Origin of the sequence: Ferrimonas kyonanensis DSM 18153, from assembly GCF_000425405.1 — a bacterium.
GTDB classification, from domain to species: domain Bacteria; phylum Pseudomonadota; class Gammaproteobacteria; order Enterobacterales; family Shewanellaceae; genus Ferrimonas; species Ferrimonas kyonanensis.
Genome location: NZ_AUDJ01000002.1, coordinates 118,583 through 137,939, shown reverse-complemented (window position 1 = coordinate 137,939; position 19,357 = coordinate 118,583). Strand labels below are relative to the sequence as shown.

The 19,357-nt window shown below is 56.8% G+C and carries 16 protein-coding genes; 13 read left to right on the top strand and 3 right to left on the bottom strand.

Annotated elements, in window-relative coordinates:
* Positions 1-453 precede the first annotated feature (453 nt).
* Together H598_RS0103270 and H598_RS27155 are read left to right on the top strand one after the other, a co-directional pair.
* Positions 454-867: a hypothetical protein gene (locus H598_RS0103270; protein WP_028111725.1), complete on the top strand. Its 414-nt coding sequence runs from the start codon at positions 454-456 to the stop codon at positions 865-867.
* A 671-nt stretch (positions 868-1,538) separates the two neighbouring features.
* A complete protein-coding gene (locus tag H598_RS27155; RefSeq protein WP_425402344.1) occupies positions 1,539-2,015 on the top strand; it encodes a cytidine deaminase in 477 nt (158 codons plus the stop codon).
* Between the two features lie 131 nt (positions 2,016-2,146).
* On the opposite strand, the gene H598_RS0103260 is transcribed toward H598_RS27155, so the two are convergent.
* Positions 2,147-3,178: a porin gene (locus H598_RS0103260; RefSeq protein WP_035415188.1), complete on the bottom strand. Its 1,032-nt coding sequence runs from the start codon at positions 3,176-3,178 to the stop codon at positions 2,147-2,149.
* A gap of 296 nt (positions 3,179-3,474) precedes the next feature.
* On the opposite strand from H598_RS0103260, the gene H598_RS23190 reads away from it, so the two are divergent.
* The 5 genes from H598_RS23190 (at position 3,475) to H598_RS0103235 (ending at position 10,562) form a co-directional block, all read left to right on the top strand.
* Positions 3,475-5,229, top strand: a complete 1,755-nt coding sequence (locus H598_RS23190; RefSeq protein WP_169629204.1) for a sensor histidine kinase — start codon at positions 3,475-3,477, stop codon at positions 5,227-5,229.
* Entirely contained in the window at positions 5,226-5,825 is a 600-nt protein-coding gene (locus H598_RS0103250) for a response regulator transcription factor (RefSeq protein ID WP_028111722.1), read from the top strand. The genes H598_RS23190 and H598_RS0103250 overlap by 4 nt, the downstream gene beginning before the upstream one ends.
* A gap of 138 nt (positions 5,826-5,963) precedes the next feature.
* Positions 5,964-7,820 carry a hypothetical protein gene (locus H598_RS0103245; RefSeq protein WP_156896916.1) on the top strand — a complete coding sequence of 619 codons (1,857 nt, stop codon included), beginning with the start codon at positions 5,964-5,966 and terminating at the stop codon, positions 7,818-7,820.
* 174 nt (positions 7,821-7,994) lie between these two features.
* Positions 7,995-9,107 carry an acyltransferase family protein gene (locus tag H598_RS0103240; RefSeq protein WP_028111720.1) on the top strand — a complete coding sequence of 371 codons (1,113 nt, stop codon included), beginning with the start codon at positions 7,995-7,997 and terminating at the stop codon, positions 9,105-9,107.
* 258 nt (positions 9,108-9,365) lie between these two features.
* Entirely contained in the window at positions 9,366-10,562 is a 1,197-nt protein-coding gene (locus tag H598_RS0103235) for a DUF5692 family protein (RefSeq protein WP_028111719.1), read from the top strand.
* Positions 10,563-11,080: 518 nt separating this feature from the next.
* Here H598_RS0103235 and H598_RS0103230 read toward each other — a convergent pair.
* Both H598_RS0103230 and H598_RS0103225 read right to left on the bottom strand, forming a co-directional pair.
* Positions 11,081-12,436, bottom strand: coding sequence for an ammonia-forming cytochrome c nitrite reductase subunit c552 (locus tag H598_RS0103230; protein WP_245595546.1), 1,356 nt, complete (start codon positions 12,434-12,436; stop codon positions 11,081-11,083).
* A gap of 222 nt (positions 12,437-12,658) precedes the next feature.
* Positions 12,659-15,004: a helicase-related protein gene (locus tag H598_RS0103225; protein WP_245595545.1), complete on the bottom strand. Its 2,346-nt coding sequence runs from the start codon at positions 15,002-15,004 to the stop codon at positions 12,659-12,661.
* 122 nt (positions 15,005-15,126) lie between these two features.
* Here H598_RS0103225 and mtoX point away from each other — a divergent pair, with 122 nt between their 5' ends.
* The 6 genes from mtoX to H598_RS0103195 all read left to right on the top strand — a co-directional run bounded on the left by mtoX (position 15,127) and on the right by H598_RS0103195 (position 19,271).
* Complete coding sequence (gene mtoX, locus H598_RS0103220; protein WP_051252338.1) at positions 15,127-16,461, top strand: methanethiol oxidase; 1,335 nt, start codon at positions 15,127-15,129, stop codon at positions 16,459-16,461.
* Positions 16,458-17,165, top strand: a complete 708-nt coding sequence (locus H598_RS0103215; RefSeq protein ID WP_028111715.1) for an SCO family protein — start codon at positions 16,458-16,460, stop codon at positions 17,163-17,165. Before mtoX ends, H598_RS0103215 begins: the two co-directional genes overlap by 4 nt.
* 111 nt (positions 17,166-17,276) lie before the next feature.
* On the top strand, positions 17,277-17,666 hold the full coding sequence (locus H598_RS0103210) for a hypothetical protein (RefSeq protein WP_028111714.1): 390 nt from the start codon (positions 17,277-17,279) through the stop codon (positions 17,664-17,666).
* The gene (locus H598_RS0103205; RefSeq protein WP_035415184.1) at positions 17,666-17,962 is read left to right on the top strand and encodes a GIY-YIG nuclease family protein; all 297 of its coding nucleotides are present in this window, start codon (positions 17,666-17,668) and stop codon (positions 17,960-17,962) included. Before H598_RS0103210 ends, H598_RS0103205 begins: the two co-directional genes overlap by 1 nt.
* 13 nt (positions 17,963-17,975) lie before the next feature.
* Complete coding sequence (locus tag H598_RS0103200) at positions 17,976-18,482, top strand: hypothetical protein (protein ID WP_028111712.1); 507 nt, start codon at positions 17,976-17,978, stop codon at positions 18,480-18,482.
* 18 nt (positions 18,483-18,500) lie between these two features.
* Positions 18,501-19,271 (top strand): alpha/beta hydrolase, encoded by a 771-nt coding sequence (locus H598_RS0103195; RefSeq protein WP_245595544.1) that lies wholly within the window; start codon positions 18,501-18,503, stop codon positions 19,269-19,271.
* Positions 19,272-19,357: the final 86 nt, after the last annotated feature.

The window sequence follows — 19,357 nt, the reverse complement described above, 5'->3', positions numbered from 1 at the left end:
ATCGCTATAACAAAGCGTTTAAGACAGATTCCCAACGCATGGCATTTTTCATTTCATCGTTGGGTTTAGTGTTTACGGTGGTCTGGTTAAGTTTCGTGGCTGCGTTGCTCACTACTTAACGCGGCGTTACACCCCAACCTCCTGAACGACTGCAATGTGGCGTGCGCTGCCTGTCAACCAGGCTGCTCCTCCAACCCCTGAGGCATGCTCCCGTGATAGCTCGCTTCAGGCGCCACACTCGTTCATTGAGCCTGTACGCAGATGACTGTGGACATGAACTCTCAGTTTCACTATAGGAACAGCGAAAATGCCGAGTTAAGTCATTGATTAAGTGAGATTAGCTTGCTAACGTGTTCTCATGTTCGCCAGTGTTAGTACGAATTTTCACTTTCACCCAGCTATGCGGAATTCACACTAATATACTTTTATCCATCGTATGAGGAATCGCGGTACATGAAAAAGATAATTAGCCGTTTCCTTGTAAACTTTGGAGCTACGATATTTTACCTTTGGCTAACCGTAAAGGTGTGCGGACTTGCTATTTCTTACTTTGAAGTTGATTTTCCCGATTTGTGTGAACACGAAGAAATCGATGAAGTTATATCTCCAAACGGCAAATTGATAGCTAAGTACGGCTCATCAGATTGTGGTGCTTTCTCATCCACAGAAAGTGGTGTGTTGATTGAGAATATAGAAACTGGTGAAGTGTATCGCGGATTGCTAGGAATAAGAGGTACCCCAAATGAATTTAGAATCGAATGGGAAACAAATAAACGGCTCATTTTCCATAATGTACCCATAGATAAGTTGATTTGGTTTAATCAAAAGTACGAATCTGGTGTTTCACTAGTTATAGAAAATGACTGATAACAAGCCACTGCAAACGGGTCAGGATCAGTCAGGATCAAAGCAACGGGTTTGGCTGTATGTTGCTCGTTCCTCGCAGAGTATAGCCAACCGCTATGCACCACAGAGTTGTGGCGTTATATTTATCGAATGCAAGGAGTGAGTTAATGTTACCGCGCTGCCAAAAATGTTCAAAAAAACTGTCTTTACGTTGGTTTTTGACTTCATTTGTCGAAACAAAGTGTAGATGCACCAAGTGTAATACCTTACATGAATTCACACGCCGCCGCGGATTTGTCACTTTTTATTGTGCTGTAATGATAATTTTTTGCATGCAATTATTTGATGAGACTATTCAAGATGGCGAACTTAGATTTTTACTCTTTACTGTCGTAATACTTGCTATTGGTTCACTTGTTCCTGGTCAGTATAGATTAAGTAGTCACCAGAGTAGTGAATAAATGAAACAAGGTGCGCAGATAGTGGATGAAGCTGCCCCATTTTACATTACGCCAAAGCCAATGACCGCAATGTGGCGGTCGGAGCCCTAGGGCCGAGCCAGCCTGGCATGCCGAGTGCCTGCTTTGACTCTTTAATACTCGCTACGTTTTGCCTATTTGCAAAGACCGTTGAACACACCTTAATACACTGATACTTTGCGATAAGCTCCGAATGTAAGTCACTGCTGCTGCATGCAGATGTTCGGCAAGGGAGTCCAGGTGACAGGCGGTGATTTGGCGTATAAATGGTCTGGGAAGGATATGAACGTAGAACAAGAGTTGTACGAGGCCGCAGTAGAGTTGATTGAGCGTAGATACCCAACCGGATTTGGTGGAGCCGCTGCTGTGCGCACAGACACGGGCCGCATTCTGACGAGTGTTGCACCGGACGTTAAGAACGATGCTTTGTCAGTGTGCATGGAAGTCGGCGCGTACCTTGAAGCTCATAAATTGCAGGAATCGGTAACGCATTCGTTGTGCCTATGTCGTGAAGACGAATCTAGTACATTCCTAATTTTGTCACCTTGTGGTATCTGCCAAGAAAGGTTGGTCCATTGGGGAGGTGATGTTTTGGCGGCTGTGTCGAATGAGCAGAATGAGCTTTGCTTTAAGCCGTTGCGAGACTTGATGCCGTATCATTGGTCAATTGTAAATGGTATGTCGTTATAGCAAGGCGGTTCAATTTCACACCATTCCCTGGACTGTAGTGCCCCCCTAATGACCGGTATGTGGCGCTTACAGACAAAAAAGCCCCCGCCGCAGGAGTCGGCAGGGGCCTTCAGGAGTGACGCTTTACAGGCTTAGAAGTCGTAACGCAGACCGACGCTGGTGATGGTGTCGTCGAACTCGCTGTATTCATCCACGGTGAACTGACCCAACTCGGTGTGGAATCTCAGCTGCTTGGTGAAACGGTACTCGGCGCCCAGGGCCCACTGGCTGACGGTCGGTACGTCGCCAACTTGATCACCCAGCTTGCCGTACACCCGGCCAGCAATTTTACCGGTGCCGGAGTCATCTTCACCGTATTGGGCTTTCAGTTTCCAGCCGCCCATCTGGTAAGTGGTACTGACGATAAAGCCAAAACCATCGCGATCCTGATAGTCGGCAGCATTGGGGTTCACCAACTCGGACTGCTGCATGATGGTACCAAAGGTCCAGTCGTTCAGCTTGTAGTGAGCGACGATACGGGCGGCTTCAACATCCTCGATGCCATCGCTGTAGGCGGCGGCCAGGTAGAGGTTGCTGTGGCGGAACTGCTTGTCACCGTAGGTCAGCGCCAACTGGTAGTTACCATTGTCCTTACGGAGATCATCCTCACTGTAGTAGTCATCCTCCAGCAGATAGCTTACTCCAAGCTGCAAGCCGCTGAACTTGGCGGTGCGGTACTCCAGAGAGTCGCCATGGCGCTTGTCTCCGGCAAACAGGCGGTCATGCTTGAGGCTGTAGTTGTCAAAGGCATCGGCAAAGCCCTTGGACATCTTGAATACCGGGTCGATGCGACCAAACGCCACGGAACCGAAGGTGTCGTGCTTCAAGCCCGCATAGGTGGGGCGGGAAGAGACGGTCTTGCCGTCCTGGTCATCACCATTAAGGCCGACTTCGGCACGGTAGAAGAACGCCAGGGCATCATTGATGGGCACCTCGCCGCGAATCCCCACACGGGTAAAGTTGTTCTCCAAAATGGTGCCGGACTTGCCATCGTGCGTCGCGGAGCCGGAGTCACTGTTGGTGACCGAGTAGTCGATACGGCCGTAGAACTGCAGTTCGCTCGCCTGAACGCCTACACTGGCCAGACCGGCCAGCAATCCTAGTGTAACTGGTGCTAGTTTCATCACTCATCCTCTGCGGGCCAGCGGGCCCGGGCTTAGGTCATTTAGTTATCTGTTTGCAAATTGACTGTGCTTAAAACGGCTTGCCGGCGTCCCTACCAGGTCCGGTCGCTCCCCCTGCAATCACAGCTGGAGCCAGCGCCCTTTGCCTGATAACAGTTCACCAAAGCCCCCCCGGAGTCGATATAGTGGTTTTCCGTATGCCGGCCCTTAAGGTGAGCCAACTCACACTCACTCCCGCTTGCTGCAACTACACTGTGCCTGTCGACAATCTGCTGCGAGACACCGTGACTACCCGATTGATAACCCTTGTTTGTTTTGCCCTGTTACTGGCTGCCCCCCAGGCCATGAGCCGCGAGCCGGTGCGCATGGCAGTATTGGCGTTTGACGCACCGGATAAGGTGCGCCAACGCTGGCAACCGACAGTGGACTACCTCAATGCCCACTTGGATGAGCACAAGCTGGTTCTGCTGGCACTGCGGCCCCACCAGGTAGATCGTTTGGTGCAGCACCAGTCCTTTGATTTCTTTATTGGCAACGCCGTCAAATCCCTGCAGCTCAAACAGGGTTATGGCTCCAGCCAGTTACTGAGCCTGAAGCCTCTGGGCGGACGAGATCCGGCCTTTGCGGTCGGGTCGGCGATTGTCACCCGCCAGGGCCACCAGATGGACAACCTGCAATCGCTGCGCTCGCAGCGTCTGGTGTCGGTCAGTCAGCAGGCGTTTGGCGGCTTTATCGCTTTCTGGCGGGAACTGGATCAACAGGGGCTGCACCCCCTGAGTGATTTTCCCTTCCTGAAGTTTGTCGGTTTCCCCCAGTCCAAGCTGCTGCACCAGGTCGCCAGCGGCAACGCCGATGCCGCCATAGTGCCCACCTGCCTGCTGGAGCGAATGGAAAGCAGTGGTCAGTTGCCGAAAGGCAAGCTGGCCGTGGCCCTGCCCCTCGATGTAGCCGGGCCCTGCGTCAGCAGTACCCGGCTCTACCCCTACTCATCCCTCTCTAAGATGGGCCATACCAGCAACCGTCTGGCGCGGCAGGTTGCCCGGCTGCTGCTCGATCTGGAACCCGGCAGCCCAGCCGCGAACATTGGCCGCTACGAGGGCTGGACCGTGCCGGTGGATGACAGCCATGTGTATGCCCTGCTCAAGGAGATCCGCCTGTGGCCCTTCAATGCAGACTGGCGCGAACTCTGGCCCGAGATAACGCCCTACTTGCTGGGGCTGGCGTCCCTGCTGATACTGGGGTATGTCCACCACCTGAGGGTCAGGGCCATGGTGACCCGGCGTACAGCCCAACTGCAGCAGGAGATGGCCGACCACCGCCAGACTCAAGAGGATCTGGAGCAACAACAGCGCGGGTTTTACAAAGCCCAGCGGGTACTGCTGACCGGCGAGATGGCTTCCGGCATCGCCCATGAACTGAACCAGCCACTGGCTAGCATTCGCTACCTGACTCAGGGGTGCCAGTACCGGCTGGAGTCAGAGAGCCTGGACAGGGGCGCACTCAATCAGGGGCTGGATCGCATCGCCGATCAGACCGACCGTGCCCGGGATATCATCCGCAAACTGCGGGAGTTCTGCGCCCGAACCAGTCAGCAGGAACCGGTTGAACTCTCCGCTCTGGTTAAGGAAACCCTGGCGCTGATGGCCCCGGACTGCCGCCATAACCGCTGCCAGATTGAGCTTAAGAAACCGGTATCGGCGGGGGTGATTACCGGCGACCCCACCCTGCTGCAACAGGTGCTGGTCAATCTGATGCGCAACGGCATGGAGGCGATGCTGAGTCTGCCGGAGGCGCAGCGGCGGCTGGAGATCGGCCTCACCCACTCCGGCGACGAGCTGTTCCTGTCGGTACGCGACCGGGGCCCCGGACTCAGCGACGCCAAGCTGGCCCGACTGTTTCTGCCGTTTGAGAGCGACAAACCTGACGGGCTGGGACTGGGCATGACCATCTGCAAACGCATTGTCGAAGAGCACAACGGCCGCATCGAAGCTCAAGGTCAACAACCCGGCCTGGCGCTTGTCTGCCATTTTCCCCTGAGGAGTACACCATGAACGCCATCTTCCTTGTTGATGACGACAACGACGTCAGGGAATCCCTGCAGTGGATGCTGGAAGCCAAGGGGAAGAGTGCCACCGGCTTCGACAGTGCCACGGCCTTTCTCGACGCGGTAGAGCCGGATCAAACCGGGGTCGCAATCCTGGATATTGAGATGCCCGGTCTGGATGGCCTCGCCTTGCAACAGGAACTCAACCGGCGCGGCAGCCTGCTGTCGGTGATCATTCTCACCGGCCACGCCAATGTCCCCCGGGCGGTTACCGCACTGAAGGCCGGCGCCCTGGATTTCCTGGAAAAACCGGTGGACGGCGATCGGCTACTGCCACTGATTGAGCGTGGCCTCAAGGCCTCGCAGGAGCGACAGCAGGAAGACAGTCAGGCTGAGGACTGGGAGGCCAGAGTCGCCCAGCTGACCGAGCGAGAGCGCCAACTAATGCAACTGGTCGTCGAGGGCACAACCAACAAAGAGATCTGCGATAAACTGTTCATCGCCCAGCGCACCGTGGAGATCCACCGACATAACTTACTGAAAAAAATGGGGGTAAAAAACGCCGCCGAACTGGCATTTCTGGTAGGCCGAAACCGGCGTTGATCCCCACAAGGCCCTGCCCGTTAAAGCGGGGCCTTCCTTGTTGGAACCCCCTTAATGCCGTCGGTCATTTGAGCTTTGCGCACGCCTTAACTAAGCTTGCCCATCGTCGCCCCGTTTATGCCACATGGGATCCTGTTGATGCCGCATCGATCACCGCCATGCTGTAGGCCAACCACACAGCGGCTACTGCTGGCGTTACTGCTGTTTCTCTGTGCACCGGCATTCGCCTGCCCTCAGGCCAAGAAGTCAGGGACTCCTGCCTCAACAGCAGCCAGATTCGATGGCGTCGACGCCTACCTGAGCCTGCCTGCCTGGTCGCCAAAGGGCGCGTTTACTCTGGTGGCCTGGGTGGCCAAGGTACAACTGACTACGCCACTGTTTTTACTGAGCGATCCCGGCAGCGACAGCCATCTGGCACTGACTCAAGAGGGACTATCGAGCCGCTGGCACGGCCAACAACTCGACCTGGCAATACCGTTATCCGCTGACGCCATCCGCTACATTGAGCTTCGCATCGAACCTGGCTTATTGACCCTGTCCGACGGTATCCAGCAGCGTCAGCTCAAGCACCCGGCGATACTCGAAGGCAAAGTCCAATGGCAGGAAGTAATGCGCAGCGGCAACCTATTCAGCCACGCCACCCTGCAGGCTCTGGCCCTCATCGACATCAATGACATCCCCTCCTCCCGCAGCTACAGTTTTGACCACCTGTGCCAACTCAAGCAATCGGCCGGTACCGCCCCTAAAACCGCCAGCCTGATGGGCAATGTGTCATGGCAACTGGGGATGGCAATGCCACCGGCGCCGGCGCCCTTAATTGGCAGCCAGCAACAATGGGACGAGGCGTTCGCTCAAAGCTTTGACACATCTCGACCACTGCTCGCAGAGAACAACGGCAATGACGAGGCCAAGCTGGCCTGGCAGGGGTACTACTGGCTGCGCGCCTACATCACCATGCACCAAACCTTTGGCGACGGCCGCTATCTGGATTATGCGATAGAGTTGGCGGATCACATGCTCGGCCACACCGATCAACAACGCTGGCAACAGAGTCGGTTAGATCTGGCTGCACAACCTTATGCCTCGGCCCCCAAGTACTACCTCAACCAGCCAGAAACCGCGGCCCCCGGCTGGCGACGGCCCCACAGCGGCTGGCGCATCGAAGTGCTCAGCGACGGCCAGATTCTCAATGCCATAACCCGATTGGCAGACCACATCAAATCCAACTCTGAATTGCCGCATCAGTCGCGGGCTGATCATTACCTCAGTCAGGCTAAAATCATCATCGACAGCCACGACAGCAGCTTCAGCACCAGTAAAAACTCGACCATCGGCGGCGCCTACTTTTACGTCAATACAGACAATCGCGCCATGGGAGATTCCGGGCTGTACGCCAACCCGCTGCCCTATAACCATCAATTGACCCAGGCCAGCGCCATGGCGCGGGTCAACCGGTGGCAGCCCGACCCTCAGCTCCAAAAAAAGGTGTCTCAGATCCTGGCGTTTTTTGAGGCTGGCGTCCGCTATCACCAGGATGGCAGTTGCGAGTGGGATTACGCCCTGAACCCGACCCGCCCCCGGCGCTCAGAGGATCTGAACCATGGCCATATGGACATTGGGTTTTTGCTGACAGCCCGGGATCTGGGGTATCCATTAGACCCTCGGTTGCTGCCCTGCGCCGCTCAAACGCTCAGTCAGCGCACTTTTCTCCCACCGGCGATGATGGCTCACGATCTCAAAGGCGAGGGCCTCAGTACCCGCTGGGATCAGGTGGCCATCGGTTACGACTGGTTTGAATTGCGGGAATACGATGCCGATATCGCCCTCATTAGCCAGCATGTGCTAAGGCAATTTGGCTCGCTGACCTGGGTAAGACCGTTCCTGGCCTGGGCCAACCAATTGCGCTGGCAACAACAACATCAGCCTCAAACCCTCAGGGGCTGGATTCTCCCCGAAGCGCCGCCGGCTAGCACGAGAACCGAAGATAGCCGCTAACCACGCTGTGCTATACTCAACCCCTTGGTTTCACCAAAGAATGTCGAGTTGTTTCAGTACGTCAGTCTCCCTCTCTGACCCTGTTTAGGCGTCAGTGGTATCACTCAACCTGCGTCAAACTGCCCTTAGAACGTTCCGGCAGGCTGACGTACTGATGCTAAGGATACGCCAACCATGTACTACAAACTGGAGTCATTGCGAGGCGTTGCCGCCTGCCTGGTGGTGCTGTTCCATTCGCCGTATCACTTCGGCACCGAGCCCCTCCAGTTTCTCCACAACAGCTACCTGTTTGTGGATTTCTTCTTCGTCCTGTCCGGTTTCGTGATGGCCTTTTCCTACAGCGAAAAGATTGGCCGTACTCTGACCTTCAAACCTTACATTCAATTGCGCCTGGGGCGCATTTACCCGTTGCATCTGTTTATGCTGGTCGCCTGCATCGGCTATTTTGTGCTGAAACAGGGGCTGTTCATGTTTGGCTATGGCAACACCGATCTGTATCAGGGAGACGAGCTGTACACCATCTTAACTAACCTGCTGTTGCTGCAGGCCGCCGGCGCCAACGACGCCCTGAGCTGGAACACTCCCAGTTGGAGTATCGGCGCCGAGTTTTTTGCCTACATGGCGTTTTACGGTTTTCTGATCACCATCGATCGCCACAAAGGCCTGTGGGTGCCGCCTGTCATCAGCCTGGTCTGTTATGGCTTTATCCTGTCGCAGGGGCGGCCAAACCTCGACATCACCTACGACTATGGCGTTATTCGTTGTCTGGGGGCCTTCTACCTGGGGGTGTGGGTGTTCCGCCTCAACGCCTTTGAGGCCACCCATCGCTGGATCAGCCACCATATAGGCAAACTGGAATGGTTGCTGGCCATCGCCACCGTCGCCATCGTGACCGTGGCCGAGGAGCACATCTACCTGAGCCTGACGGCAATCGGCATCTTTACCCTGTCGATACTGGTATTTGCCAACCCGGCCAATGGGACGTTGGGCCAGGTGCTGAACAGCCAGCCACTGAGACTGGTGGGCCAGTGGTCCTACTCGATTTACATGCTGCACTACCTGATCATTCTGGTGTTCAACAACGTCATCGCCGCGCTCATCCCGGCCGAAGCCGTGCTCACCGGCCCGCCATCGTTGCTGCTCAATACCCTGATTGTGCTGCTGACACTGGCCGGCTCCTACCTCACCTTCGAGCAGGTAGAAAAACGCTATCGCGACAAGGTCAAAGCCTACGTCAAGCAGCGCCGCCAGGCCGAACAATCCCGCGTCAACACCGAAGTGGGCTAACCGATTCTGGTGACCGAAATTCACTCGGTCACCTACCCTCAATCAGTCACGACAGCAAGACTAAATCACTAATAAACATAAATTAAACATCTTTACTCCTCTCTCATGCGCGTCTAATTTATCGACATGACTCTTGCCAAAGATCAGTGTTGCGTTACAAATTTAGAGTATAAGCTCTATTTTTGGCGCACGGGACGATTCCCAGGCAGCCAAACAACTACAACAGTGGCGCCGCTTTCACAATACAACGGAGATGTAATGATGAAACGACTTCTAGGCTCGCTGTTGCTGGCCGCGTTGATGATGCTTCCAGGCATCGGATCTGCCGGCCAGCCTGCTCCTACCGCAACCGATACCGAGGCCCCATTCACCATGGGCCGCTGGCAGATCATCACCGAGGGTCCGGTGGGCTCGGGTGACGGCCTGTATCTGCTCGATTTTTTCAATGATGGTCGAGTGCAAGTGGAGCTGCAAAACTCCGACCGTAACGTCATCGACCAGAAACGGTGGTCGATGCAAGACGGTGCCTTGTTTATCCATACCCAACCCGGTGATGCAATTCAGGAATTCATCGATCAGCCCATTCGCTTAGTGGATGCCGATACCATGCGTCTCACCGTTGAAGGGGGCGAGGTCAACATGACCAAGCACTATGCGCTGGCCTCCTGGGTGCACCTGATCAGCTTCTTTATCGGCAGCATTCTGGTGTACGAACTGGCCCGAAAGTCCAAGCTGTTTATGATTGCGCTGTTCGCCGTCGCCCCGGTGGCACTGCTGCCCTACTGGCTGGACTCGGGCATCGACGCCTGGTTTAAATGGGCCAAACTGTACTCGCCCATCGTTCATGGCCTGTTCTTCATTCTGATGTCCTGCACCCAGATGTTCCGAAAAAACTGGGTTCGCTTTACCATCGCCGCGCTGTTCATTATCAACATTCTCGAGGCCGTGGGACAGGACTTCTCCATCGGTCACCTTCCCAACATCCTCAATGGCTTGGCGGGGATTTTCTGTGTTCTGGCGGTCACTCGCTGGGCCGGCATCAACCCCGATGACTCCAAAGAGAAAGACGTGCTGTGGCCCGGCATGACTCTGAGCTTCATTCTGGTGTACGACATGTGGAACATCACCTTTGTCTACCTGAGCTTCCCGGATCTGACCTCCATCCAGATCGCCGTACTCGCCGCCGCCACCCTGCCGGCGATTTTCATTAAGAAAGGCACCTGGATGCAGGCGCGGATCTTCACCCTGTCGATCTTTATGATGTACGGTTTCTCCTTCAAAACCTTTGTCGAGGTCCACACCGTCGCCACGCCCCGAACCGACGGCCTGATGTTGGCCGTGGCCGCCTTCAGCTTTGCCGTCAACCTGGCCTACCTGCTGTACTACTGGCGCTGGAAGTACCTGGGCAAAGCCCCCAAACGAGTCGAAGTCGGCCAGCACGAAGTGGCCTATTAACGGCTGCTCACCGACATAAACAAAAAAACGCCCCCTTTCGGGGGCGTCTTAACGTCGTTAGCCGCACTAACCAGACACCCATAATAAGACCTCAGTGATTCAGATAGTTGTCGGTTTCCGCCCTCACAGAAGCACCGCCCCCTTTCGCATCATGACTCCGATCGCACTAACCAGACACCCATAATAAGACCTTGGTGATTCAGATAGTTGCCGATCTCCGCCCTCTCGGAAGCACCGCCCCCTTTCGAGATCGCACTAACCAGACACCCATAATAAGACCTCCGTGATTCAGATAGTTGTCGGTTTCCGCCCTCTCGGAAGCACGGCCCCCTTTCGCATCATGACTCCCATCAGCACCAGTCACCAACAGGAAAGGCACACAACCATAGCCCCGCGCTCAGACCTAAATCCAACAGGCTCCTTAATGCCATCGACCAATAATCAGGCATAAAAAAACGCCCCCTTGCGGGGGCGTCTTTAAGGTCGGGTTTTATTCTCGTGCGTGTGAGAATGAGAGATTAAAACTCTACCTTTGTTGGCCACTCTTTCTGGACGCGTTGTTCCAGGAATTTCTTCTTCTGAGCGTCCATCTTAGACTTGTCCAGACCTACGATGGCTTGCGCCTTGGCCTTGGTGGAGTAGTCAGGGTAGGTCACCTTGTTCACGCCGTGCTTGGCCAGAATGGTCTTCAGAGCAGCACGTGCTTCGGCACCGGTCTCTTTGGCCTTAGCCAGTTGCTCCAGACCCAGTTCTGGGTTGTGGGCATAGATACCGTGAGAGGCAATCGCGTAGTCCCAACGCCACTGAGCGTGACGGATGAGCTTCAGAGCGCCCTTCATTTCCGCTTCGGTCGCACCAGCTTCCCAAGCAGCACCAGCGTCGAAGTGAGCTTTAACAATCACGTCTTCCGCAGCCAGTTGAGCTTCGTGAACCTCTTTCTTGGCAGTCGCCAGGGCGTCAACCAGTTCAGCCTTGGTGTCGTGACAGTTAGAACAGGTCTGGTCGAATGCGTCGATGGCGTTGCCAACGTTGTGCTTGGTGAACTCTTTACCAGCAGCGTTGGTGGTCTTAGGCATGTGACAATCGATACAGGTCACGTCCATCTCATAGTGAGTGCTCTGCTGCCAGGTTTCCCACTCAGGGTGCTGGGCCTTCAGCATAGGCGCTTTAGAGATTTTGTGAGTCCAGTCTTTGAAGCCCAGGGCATCGTAGTAAGCCAGGATGGAGTCAACGTCCATGCCGCCGTCCCAAGGGAACTTAACGTTCTTGTGGTCGGTACCGTCGAAGTAGTACTCAACGTGGCACTGACCACAGGTCATGGCAGCCTGAATGTTAGGCTCTTGCTCTTCGAACTTCTGGCCAGAAGCGGCAAATGCACGCATGGCGAAAGGACGAGCCGGAGTTGGCTTGCCGGTTTCGGCATCGTGACAGTCGGCACAACCGATGGAGTTAGCCATCTCATGGCCCCAAGCGCCCCACTTCTTCTCAGAGAAGTTGCCTTCGCCAACCTGATCGTACATACGCTTCAGGTCAGGAGTCTTACAACCCCAGCAAGAAGCCGCCATTGGGCCTTCGCTGTCGGTCATTGGACCACCGGTACGCAGGCTGCGGATGTTATCGATAACCGCAAACTGGTGACCACGTGGCTTGTTGTAGTCTTTCGCAAAACCGTAACCGCCAAACATCAGCACAACCATAGGGTCGGCTTCCAGGATGTCGGCTTTATCGGTAGATTCAATGGTGCTGGCCCAAGAAGCATACTGCTCAGGATACTTCTCTTTCCAGGTCAGGTTATTAGCGTCTTCTGGGCTGTTCTTAGCAAATGCAGAACCGCTCAGTGCAGCGATGGTTACAGCCAAAGCAATTTTATTCATAGGTTTCATCTCATCCTCTCCGAGGCTTTTTTTTATCTCTCGAGTTGCATGATAGTTAACTGCCCAAAAGACAGGCATACCCCTTTGGGGGTATTCCCCCAAAAACTTATTTTGGATCAAACTTTTGAGAAAAGTAAGAGCCAAGATTGAAACATTTTCCCGAAAAAATGCCACATTCTAGACTTGGGTCACCCATGAATTTAGCGCCAAAATTTGACAATTTTACAAAACCGCAACCGTACGGCTGGCCTTACGATAAAAAATCCGCCACCCCTGCCAACGCGGTAACTCCCAGCGCTTTGGCCCCGCTTTGCGGCTACCCTGTTCATAAACAACAGTGACCCGCTTACGGGAACAATCGTACTCCACCGTGAGCTTCAGCTCCGCCAGGGTGAGCCGAGACGGAAACCGCTCATCAAACTCCTGCCGCTGCCATTGGGGTATCCCCTCAAACACCAGCTCCTCCTCTTCGATAAGCTCAAGATCCTCGACGGTCTCCACCCCCAACGACTGCAACCGCTGCCGCAGCCAGTCCGCCGCCGATGCCGGCAGCTCGCCTTGCCCCTGCCCCAGGGCCAGCCACAACTCCCAGGCCCACAGGTCCCGGCGCAGGCGTGTTCCGACGTCGACAAAGTGCTTACCACTGAGGATCTGTTCCACCAACAGATCCAGGGTCAAATCGGCGCTGTCGGTGCATTCCGTCTCCCCCAGGGTTCGGCCAGCGTAGATCACCGACGCCATCAGCGTGACGCCATCCTCCTGCAGCACCGGCGCCTGCATCTCCCCCAGGCCGGCGGCCAGCAGGGATTTCAGAGTCACCGGCGCCATGCAGGTGGCCAGGTTCAGCGTCTGGCGGGTGCCTCGTCCCGGCAGGGAAAACTGGTCAAACACCACCGCCGCCTCATCGGCGTCATCGAAGCGGCTGTCGCGCCCTTGCTGAACCTCGGCAAAACCATTACCCAGAGCCTGACGACGTTTCTGCCGCCGCACAAACACCAGATCTGGCTGGGCACGAATCACCGCCGCCAGCCACTGTGCCCGATCAACCGGGGTAGCCGCAGACAGCTGCGGCAGGCTCAACGCTTGCCGAATCTGATTGGCCAGCAACCGCGCCTCAGCCAGCAGCTGAGGGTCACAGCTCAGCGCTTCCGGCAGTGGCCGTCGCAACAACTGCACCAGGGTCATGGCGTCGCACGCCAGCGGCTGCCAGGCTTTCAGGGCCTTCAGTCCCGCTTCCGAGGTGGGCGGCTGCCACAAGCGGGCACCGATACTCAGCGCCGCCGCCAGATCCACCATGGCTTCGCGACAGCCCTTGTCATCCATGGCGGTAATAAGATGAGCAAACTGGGTGTCGATGGGCAACGGATACAAACGCCGACCATGGTCGGTGACCCGTCCCTGGCCATCGATGGCCTGCATCTGCAGCAGCTTGTCCCGGGCCAGAGTCAGCGATTTGTCCGGCAAGCCATCCACAAACTGCAGCGACGCCATGACCTCACCAGAGCAAGCCGCCGCCAGCATCGGCTCCACCAGCTCTTCACGCTGCAGCTCTGGCGGCGTTAACCCTTCCAGGGGCGCATGCTGGCCCCACAGTCGATAGCAGACGCCGGCCTCAACCCGCCCGGCCCGGCCGGCACGCTGGGCGGCGCTGGCCTTGGAGATGCGGTGCAACCCTAACACCGTGCGGCCGTTGCGCTGATGGGTTCGCCGCTCCAGCCCCGAGTCCACCACGCAGGTCACCCCGGGAATGGTCAACGAGGTTTCCGCCACGTTGGTGGCCAGAATGACCCGCCGCCGCGGCCCCTGCTGCAGTGCCGCTCGTTGAGCGTCGTTGCTGGCCGAGCCATGCAGCGGCACCAATTGCACGTCCAACTCGGTCAGCGCCGACTGACACTGCTGAATCTCACGCTTGCCCGGCAGGAACACCAGCACATCACCGGACGTCTGCGCCAACCCCTCAACCACCGCTTCCTTTACCCGCTGCGACAGGTTGCGATCGTCCGCCAGTTGCTGACCATCGCGGGCACGGTGCTGAATGGTCACCTCAAACTGGCGCCCCTGCGCCTGCAAGCGCTCCCCCTGCAGGTACTCACACAGGCGGGCGCCGTCGATGGTGGCCGACGTCAGCACCAACCGATGGGCGGCGCGTTTTTTCAGCAACGCCAACAGCAGATCGGTGTCCCAACGGCGTTCATGAAACTCATCGATGATCACCGTCTCAAATCCAGACAAACCGGTTTCGCTGAGCCAGCGCAGCGCCACTCCCGGAGTGACAAAGGCCACCCGAGTGGCCTCGTCCACCGTGGATTCAAAACGGATGGCATGGCCAATGGCCAGCGGTGACTGCCGATTCAGAAACTGCGACAACGCCACACAGGCCACCCGCCGCGGCTCCACCACCAACACTCGGCCGCGTTCGGCCGCCCACAGTGGCAAACGGGTGGATTTACCGGAGCCGGTTTGCGACTCCACCACCAGGTGGTGGTGCTCAAGCTGGGAGACAAATGAGTGGTGCAGAACATCGATGGGCAAAGACATGAAGGCGAACAAACAGAGGGAGTGATCCACGCAGTGTACCGCAGTTAACGCTGTGGCGCCCAGCCTGGTGACGCCCCTCGCCTCCTGGTGATCCCTGTCTACACTTAATAGGTTCGATCCTGACCGTGGCCAACGCCACTGTGGAGTACGTTATGCGTCTGGCTTTACTGCTTGCCTGGGCCACCGTGGTGGCCACTGCCCCGCTGCAGGCTGACGAAACCTGCATGTCGCCCTACATGGCCAAAATCACCGGCCAGGAAGATCTGGTGTACGTCTGGACTCTGGGCGTTGAAGGCGTAGGGGACGGCCAGGACAAACTGGTCACCATAGATGTCAACCCGGCCTCTCGGCAATACGGCACCGTTATCCACTCCCTGTCGGTGGGAGGCCGCCATGAAGCTCACCACAGCGGCTTCACCGACGACCGCCGTTTCCTGTGGGCCGGCGGCCTCGACAGCTCCAAGATCTTTGTCTTCGACATCTACAGCAATCCGGCCAAGCCTAAACTGCACAAGGTGATCGACGATTTTGTCAGCGCCTCAGGCGGCGTGATCGGCCCGCACACTCATTACGCCCTCCCCGGTCGCATGTTGCTCACCGGCCTGTCCAACAACAAAGATCAGGGCGGCCGCACCGCACTGGTGGAATACAGTAATGGTGGTGACTACATCGCCACCCACTGGATTCCGGATCAAGCCTCGCCAGACTCCCTGTTCAGTGGCGCCGATGGCTATGGCTACGACGTGCGGGCCCTGCCCCGGCTCAATGTGATGGTCTCCAGCTCCTTTACCGGTCACGACAACTACATGGCGCCACTGTCCGACGTGGTGTCCAGTCCGGAGCGGCTGGCCCGGTTCGGCAACACCATGGTGGTGTGGAACCTGCACACTCGCCAGCCTCAGCAGGTACTGGAGGTGCCGGGGGCGCCGCTGGAGATCCGCTGTGCCTGGGATCCCTCCCATAACTACTGCTTTACCACCACCGCCCTAACCTCGAAATTGTGGCTGGTGTCCATGGACGCCAAACGCCGCTGGCACGCCGCCACCGTCGCCAACATCGGCGATGCCGCCGCCATGCCGCTGCCGGTGGACATCTCCATCTCCAGTGGCGATGACCAGTTGTGGGTCAACACCTGGAACGACGGCACCACCCGCCTGTTTGACATTCGAAACCCCAAGGCCCCCAAACAGGTGTATCAGCTCAAGATTGGCGAGCAGGTCAACATGGTGTCGCAAAGCTGGGACGGAAAGCGCCTGTACTACACCTCATCGCTACTGGCCAACTGGGACAAAACCGAGTCCGCCAGTGGTGAAGACCTGCAATACTTCAAGGCCTACCACTGGAACGGCAAGGAACTGCTACCTCAGTTCAGCATCGATTTTCACCAGCAGAAGCTCGGAAGCCCGCATCAGATGCGGCTGTCGGCCTACGCTCTGTATGGGGCCAACCCCCAAAACGCGGCCACCACTGCCGAGGTAAGCCCATGAGCATTGTCTCTGTCGGTCTAAAATGGCTGCTGCTGGCCACCCTGGTCCTACCCGCGAGCCTCTGCGCCAGTGAAGATCCACATCGAGACCATCAGGGCGCGGCCAAAACCGCCCCCGGCTACTTCCCACTGGCGTTCCCGGCTCCCGCTGCTGGCAGCTACTCCCTGCCGGTCATCGGCAGCGCCGCCGATGGTGAGGTGCTGCTGGACACCGGTCAGCGCCGCCGTTTGCACCAGATTTTTGACGACAAGCTGGTGGTACTGAGCTTTATCTACACCCACTGCCCCGACCCCAACGGCTGTCCGCTGGCCAGTTACGTACTGGCGCAGTTGCAGAAACAGATCACCCAACACCGCAGCCTCAGCCAACGGGTCAAACTGGTGAGCCTGAGCTTTGACCCGGACAACGACCCGCCTCACATTCTGGCAGCCTACGGCCGCCATTTCCGGTCCCCCCTGGGCCAATGGGAGTTTGTCACCACCGAAGGCCATCAACAGCTGCAGCCGATTCTGGACAGCTACAACCAGTGGGTGACCCCGGTGATCGGCCCCCAGGGTCAGGCCACCGGCATGCTGTCGCACCTGCTGCGGGTGTACCTCATCGACCCGCAAAACCGAATCCGCAATATCTACTCCACCAGCTACCTGCACCCCAGGTTGCTGCTGGCCGACCTGCAAACCCTGGCAGCGGAAAAACCGTATTAGCTCAGCCGTAGCAATAATTTACAGGGCCTTCGTTAGCCATTATCCTGTAGTCAATAACACCCAGCACCAAGTTCTGAGACCATGGTTCACGCAACAAAGGAAGTCCTGTTTATGTCACGCTGGCAACTGCTGTTCTGGGGAGTACTGCTGGTGGCAGTACTGTCCCTGATGGCAATGCTACTTACGCCACAGACCAGCTTCGCCCATTGGTGTTTGCTGTCCATCAGCACCCTGTTGATCTACCCCTGTTTCGGCTTCGCCTACCAGGTGCCGATTGGTGCGCTGTGGATGGCGAGGCTGAATGCCGGACTGGTGATCGTCAGCTTTGCGTTCATGTTGCTGATGGGGTTGATCTACACCTTTGAGAATCTTGATTTACTGCATATCGCCGAATTTATCGTCATGTTCGCCGCGGTATTGCTGCTGATGCACCCACCTTACCAGTACGCGTTCCGCAGCCCGCACCTGTGGAAAACCAAGGGCATCGTGGTCGCATTCTGATGTCATTGTGGTCGCTCTACCTGGTTCGAACCCGCAGTGGCAGCCTGTACACCGGCATCACCACCGATGTCCCCCGGCGCTTCAATCAGCACCAAAATGGCACCGGCGCCAAGGCACTGCGAGGCAAAGGGCCGCTGACCCTGGCGTTTCATACCGAAGTGGGAAACCGCTCGGAAGCATCGAAGTTGGAATATAAGATCAAGCAACTGAGCAAACCCTGCAAAGAGCGCCTGATTCAAACCGGTGTACTACCGGAACCCTTGCTGGCTTCACCCCCCTCCTCTGAGGATGACTAGGGAAGACAACGCTATGATGAAACCCGTTTTACTGCTTTTACTTTGCCTTAGCCTCAGCCCTCAGGCGTTGGCGGACCGATTTGACCTGTCCAGCTACCACAACAGCAATCAGCTGGTATGGGACAACCACTTCCGTCAACACACCCAGGCCTTTTTTGGCGACCACCAGCAGCAGTATTTCTGGCAAGCGCCGACCCAAGAGCAGTTTCTGGCTGGCTTGGGGGGGCCACCGGAGCCGCTGGTGATGCTGGACAAACACACCTACCTGGCCACCGCTTGTCGGGCCCACTCCTGCTTTGAGAAGTCCGCCTACATCAGCAATGCCACTCAGGAACTGTACGCCATGCTGGCGTATCAGTGTCCTGATGGCGAAGGCCAGACCGACTACCGCCAGGCCGGCTGTTTATTGATCTTCTACCGCGACCAAGAGGCCCTGGCCAAGTTAAAGGCGCCACTGCTGAAATGGCAGGCCAGTCACGCCAAAGAGGCCAGCCTGCATGAAATCGCCCTGGGTGAGTAGCCCACACAAACGGACTGGATGAAACGGAACGTCAACGGCATGGCCCAATCACTGACTCCCCTATTGCTCTTGCTGTGGATCGCAGGAGCCATCGCCGCACCAACCACCGTCATCGACTCGCGGCGGGGTCGGGCGATCCCCATTGAGGTGCACCAGCCTGTCGCACCCCAACAATGCCGGCAGTCCGCCCTTTGTCCGGTGGCCTTGATTAGCGCTGGCTATGGTGTCTCTCATCGGGACTACCAGTTTATGGTGCAGCCTCTGATTAACATGAACTACCTGGTGATTACGGTTGGCCATGAACTGGCATCGGATCCGCCGCTGGCAGTCAGCGGTAACCTGTACCTGCAACGACAGGAAAACTGGATTCGGGGAGCAGCCACGCTGGAATTCCTGCGCCGGTCTTTGCAGCCCGACTATTCAAGCTTCGATTTTGACCACCTGCTGTTAATTGGTCACTCAAACGGTGGCGATCTGTCCAGTTGGCTGGCGGCCCATCAGGGTGGCTACGTTAAGCAACTGGTTACTCTGGACCACCGCCGAGTGCCCCTGCCCAGAGATCCAAACATCGCCGTTTTGTCTATTAGAGCCAGTGACTTTGCCGCCGATGAGGGGGTACTGCCAACCACTAACGAGCTGCCCTCAAGCCACGCCATTGAGGTGACCACCATTGCTCACGCCCGCCACAACGACATGACCGACCACGGCCCACTGTGGCTCAAACAGGCCATGACCACTCGCTTAGAGCGCTTTTTGCAGCCAGCAGAACGAACCTACGGAGTGGAATAGCCACAAAAAACAGGCAAAAAAAAGGCACCCTCCGTGGTGCTTTGGCCTCCCATGGCAATGGCTGCAACGGCAACCAGCGGGAATGA

Excerpts from the sequence above, each read along its gene's own strand:
- H598_RS0103270 (WP_028111725.1), top strand. The coding sequence starts at position 454 with ATGAAAAAGATAATTAGCCGTTTCCTTGTAAACTTTGGAGCTACGATA.
- H598_RS27155 (WP_425402344.1), top strand. The coding sequence starts at position 1,539 with ATGCAGATGTTCGGCAAGGGAGTCCAGGTGACAGGCGGTGATTTGGCG.
- H598_RS0103260 (WP_035415188.1), bottom strand. The coding sequence starts at position 3,178 with ATGAAACTAGCACCAGTTACACTAGGATTGCTGGCCGGTCTGGCCAGT.
- H598_RS0103250 (WP_028111722.1), top strand. The coding sequence starts at position 5,226 with ATGAACGCCATCTTCCTTGTTGATGACGACAACGACGTCAGGGAATCC.
- H598_RS0103245 (WP_156896916.1), top strand. The coding sequence starts at position 5,964 with ATGCCGCATCGATCACCGCCATGCTGTAGGCCAACCACACAGCGGCTA.
- H598_RS0103240 (WP_028111720.1), top strand. The coding sequence starts at position 7,995 with ATGTACTACAAACTGGAGTCATTGCGAGGCGTTGCCGCCTGCCTGGTG.
- H598_RS0103235 (WP_028111719.1), top strand. The coding sequence starts at position 9,366 with ATGATGAAACGACTTCTAGGCTCGCTGTTGCTGGCCGCGTTGATGATG.
- H598_RS0103230 (WP_245595546.1), bottom strand. The coding sequence starts at position 12,436 with ATGAATAAAATTGCTTTGGCTGTAACCATCGCTGCACTGAGCGGTTCT.
- mtoX (WP_051252338.1), top strand. The coding sequence starts at position 15,127 with ATGCGTCTGGCTTTACTGCTTGCCTGGGCCACCGTGGTGGCCACTGCC.
- H598_RS0103215 (WP_028111715.1), top strand. The coding sequence starts at position 16,458 with ATGAGCATTGTCTCTGTCGGTCTAAAATGGCTGCTGCTGGCCACCCTG.
- H598_RS0103210 (WP_028111714.1), top strand. The coding sequence starts at position 17,277 with ATGTCACGCTGGCAACTGCTGTTCTGGGGAGTACTGCTGGTGGCAGTA.
- H598_RS0103205 (WP_035415184.1), top strand. The coding sequence starts at position 17,666 with ATGTCATTGTGGTCGCTCTACCTGGTTCGAACCCGCAGTGGCAGCCTG.
- H598_RS0103200 (WP_028111712.1), top strand. The coding sequence starts at position 17,976 with ATGATGAAACCCGTTTTACTGCTTTTACTTTGCCTTAGCCTCAGCCCT.
- H598_RS0103195 (WP_245595544.1), top strand. The coding sequence starts at position 18,501 with ATGAAACGGAACGTCAACGGCATGGCCCAATCACTGACTCCCCTATTG.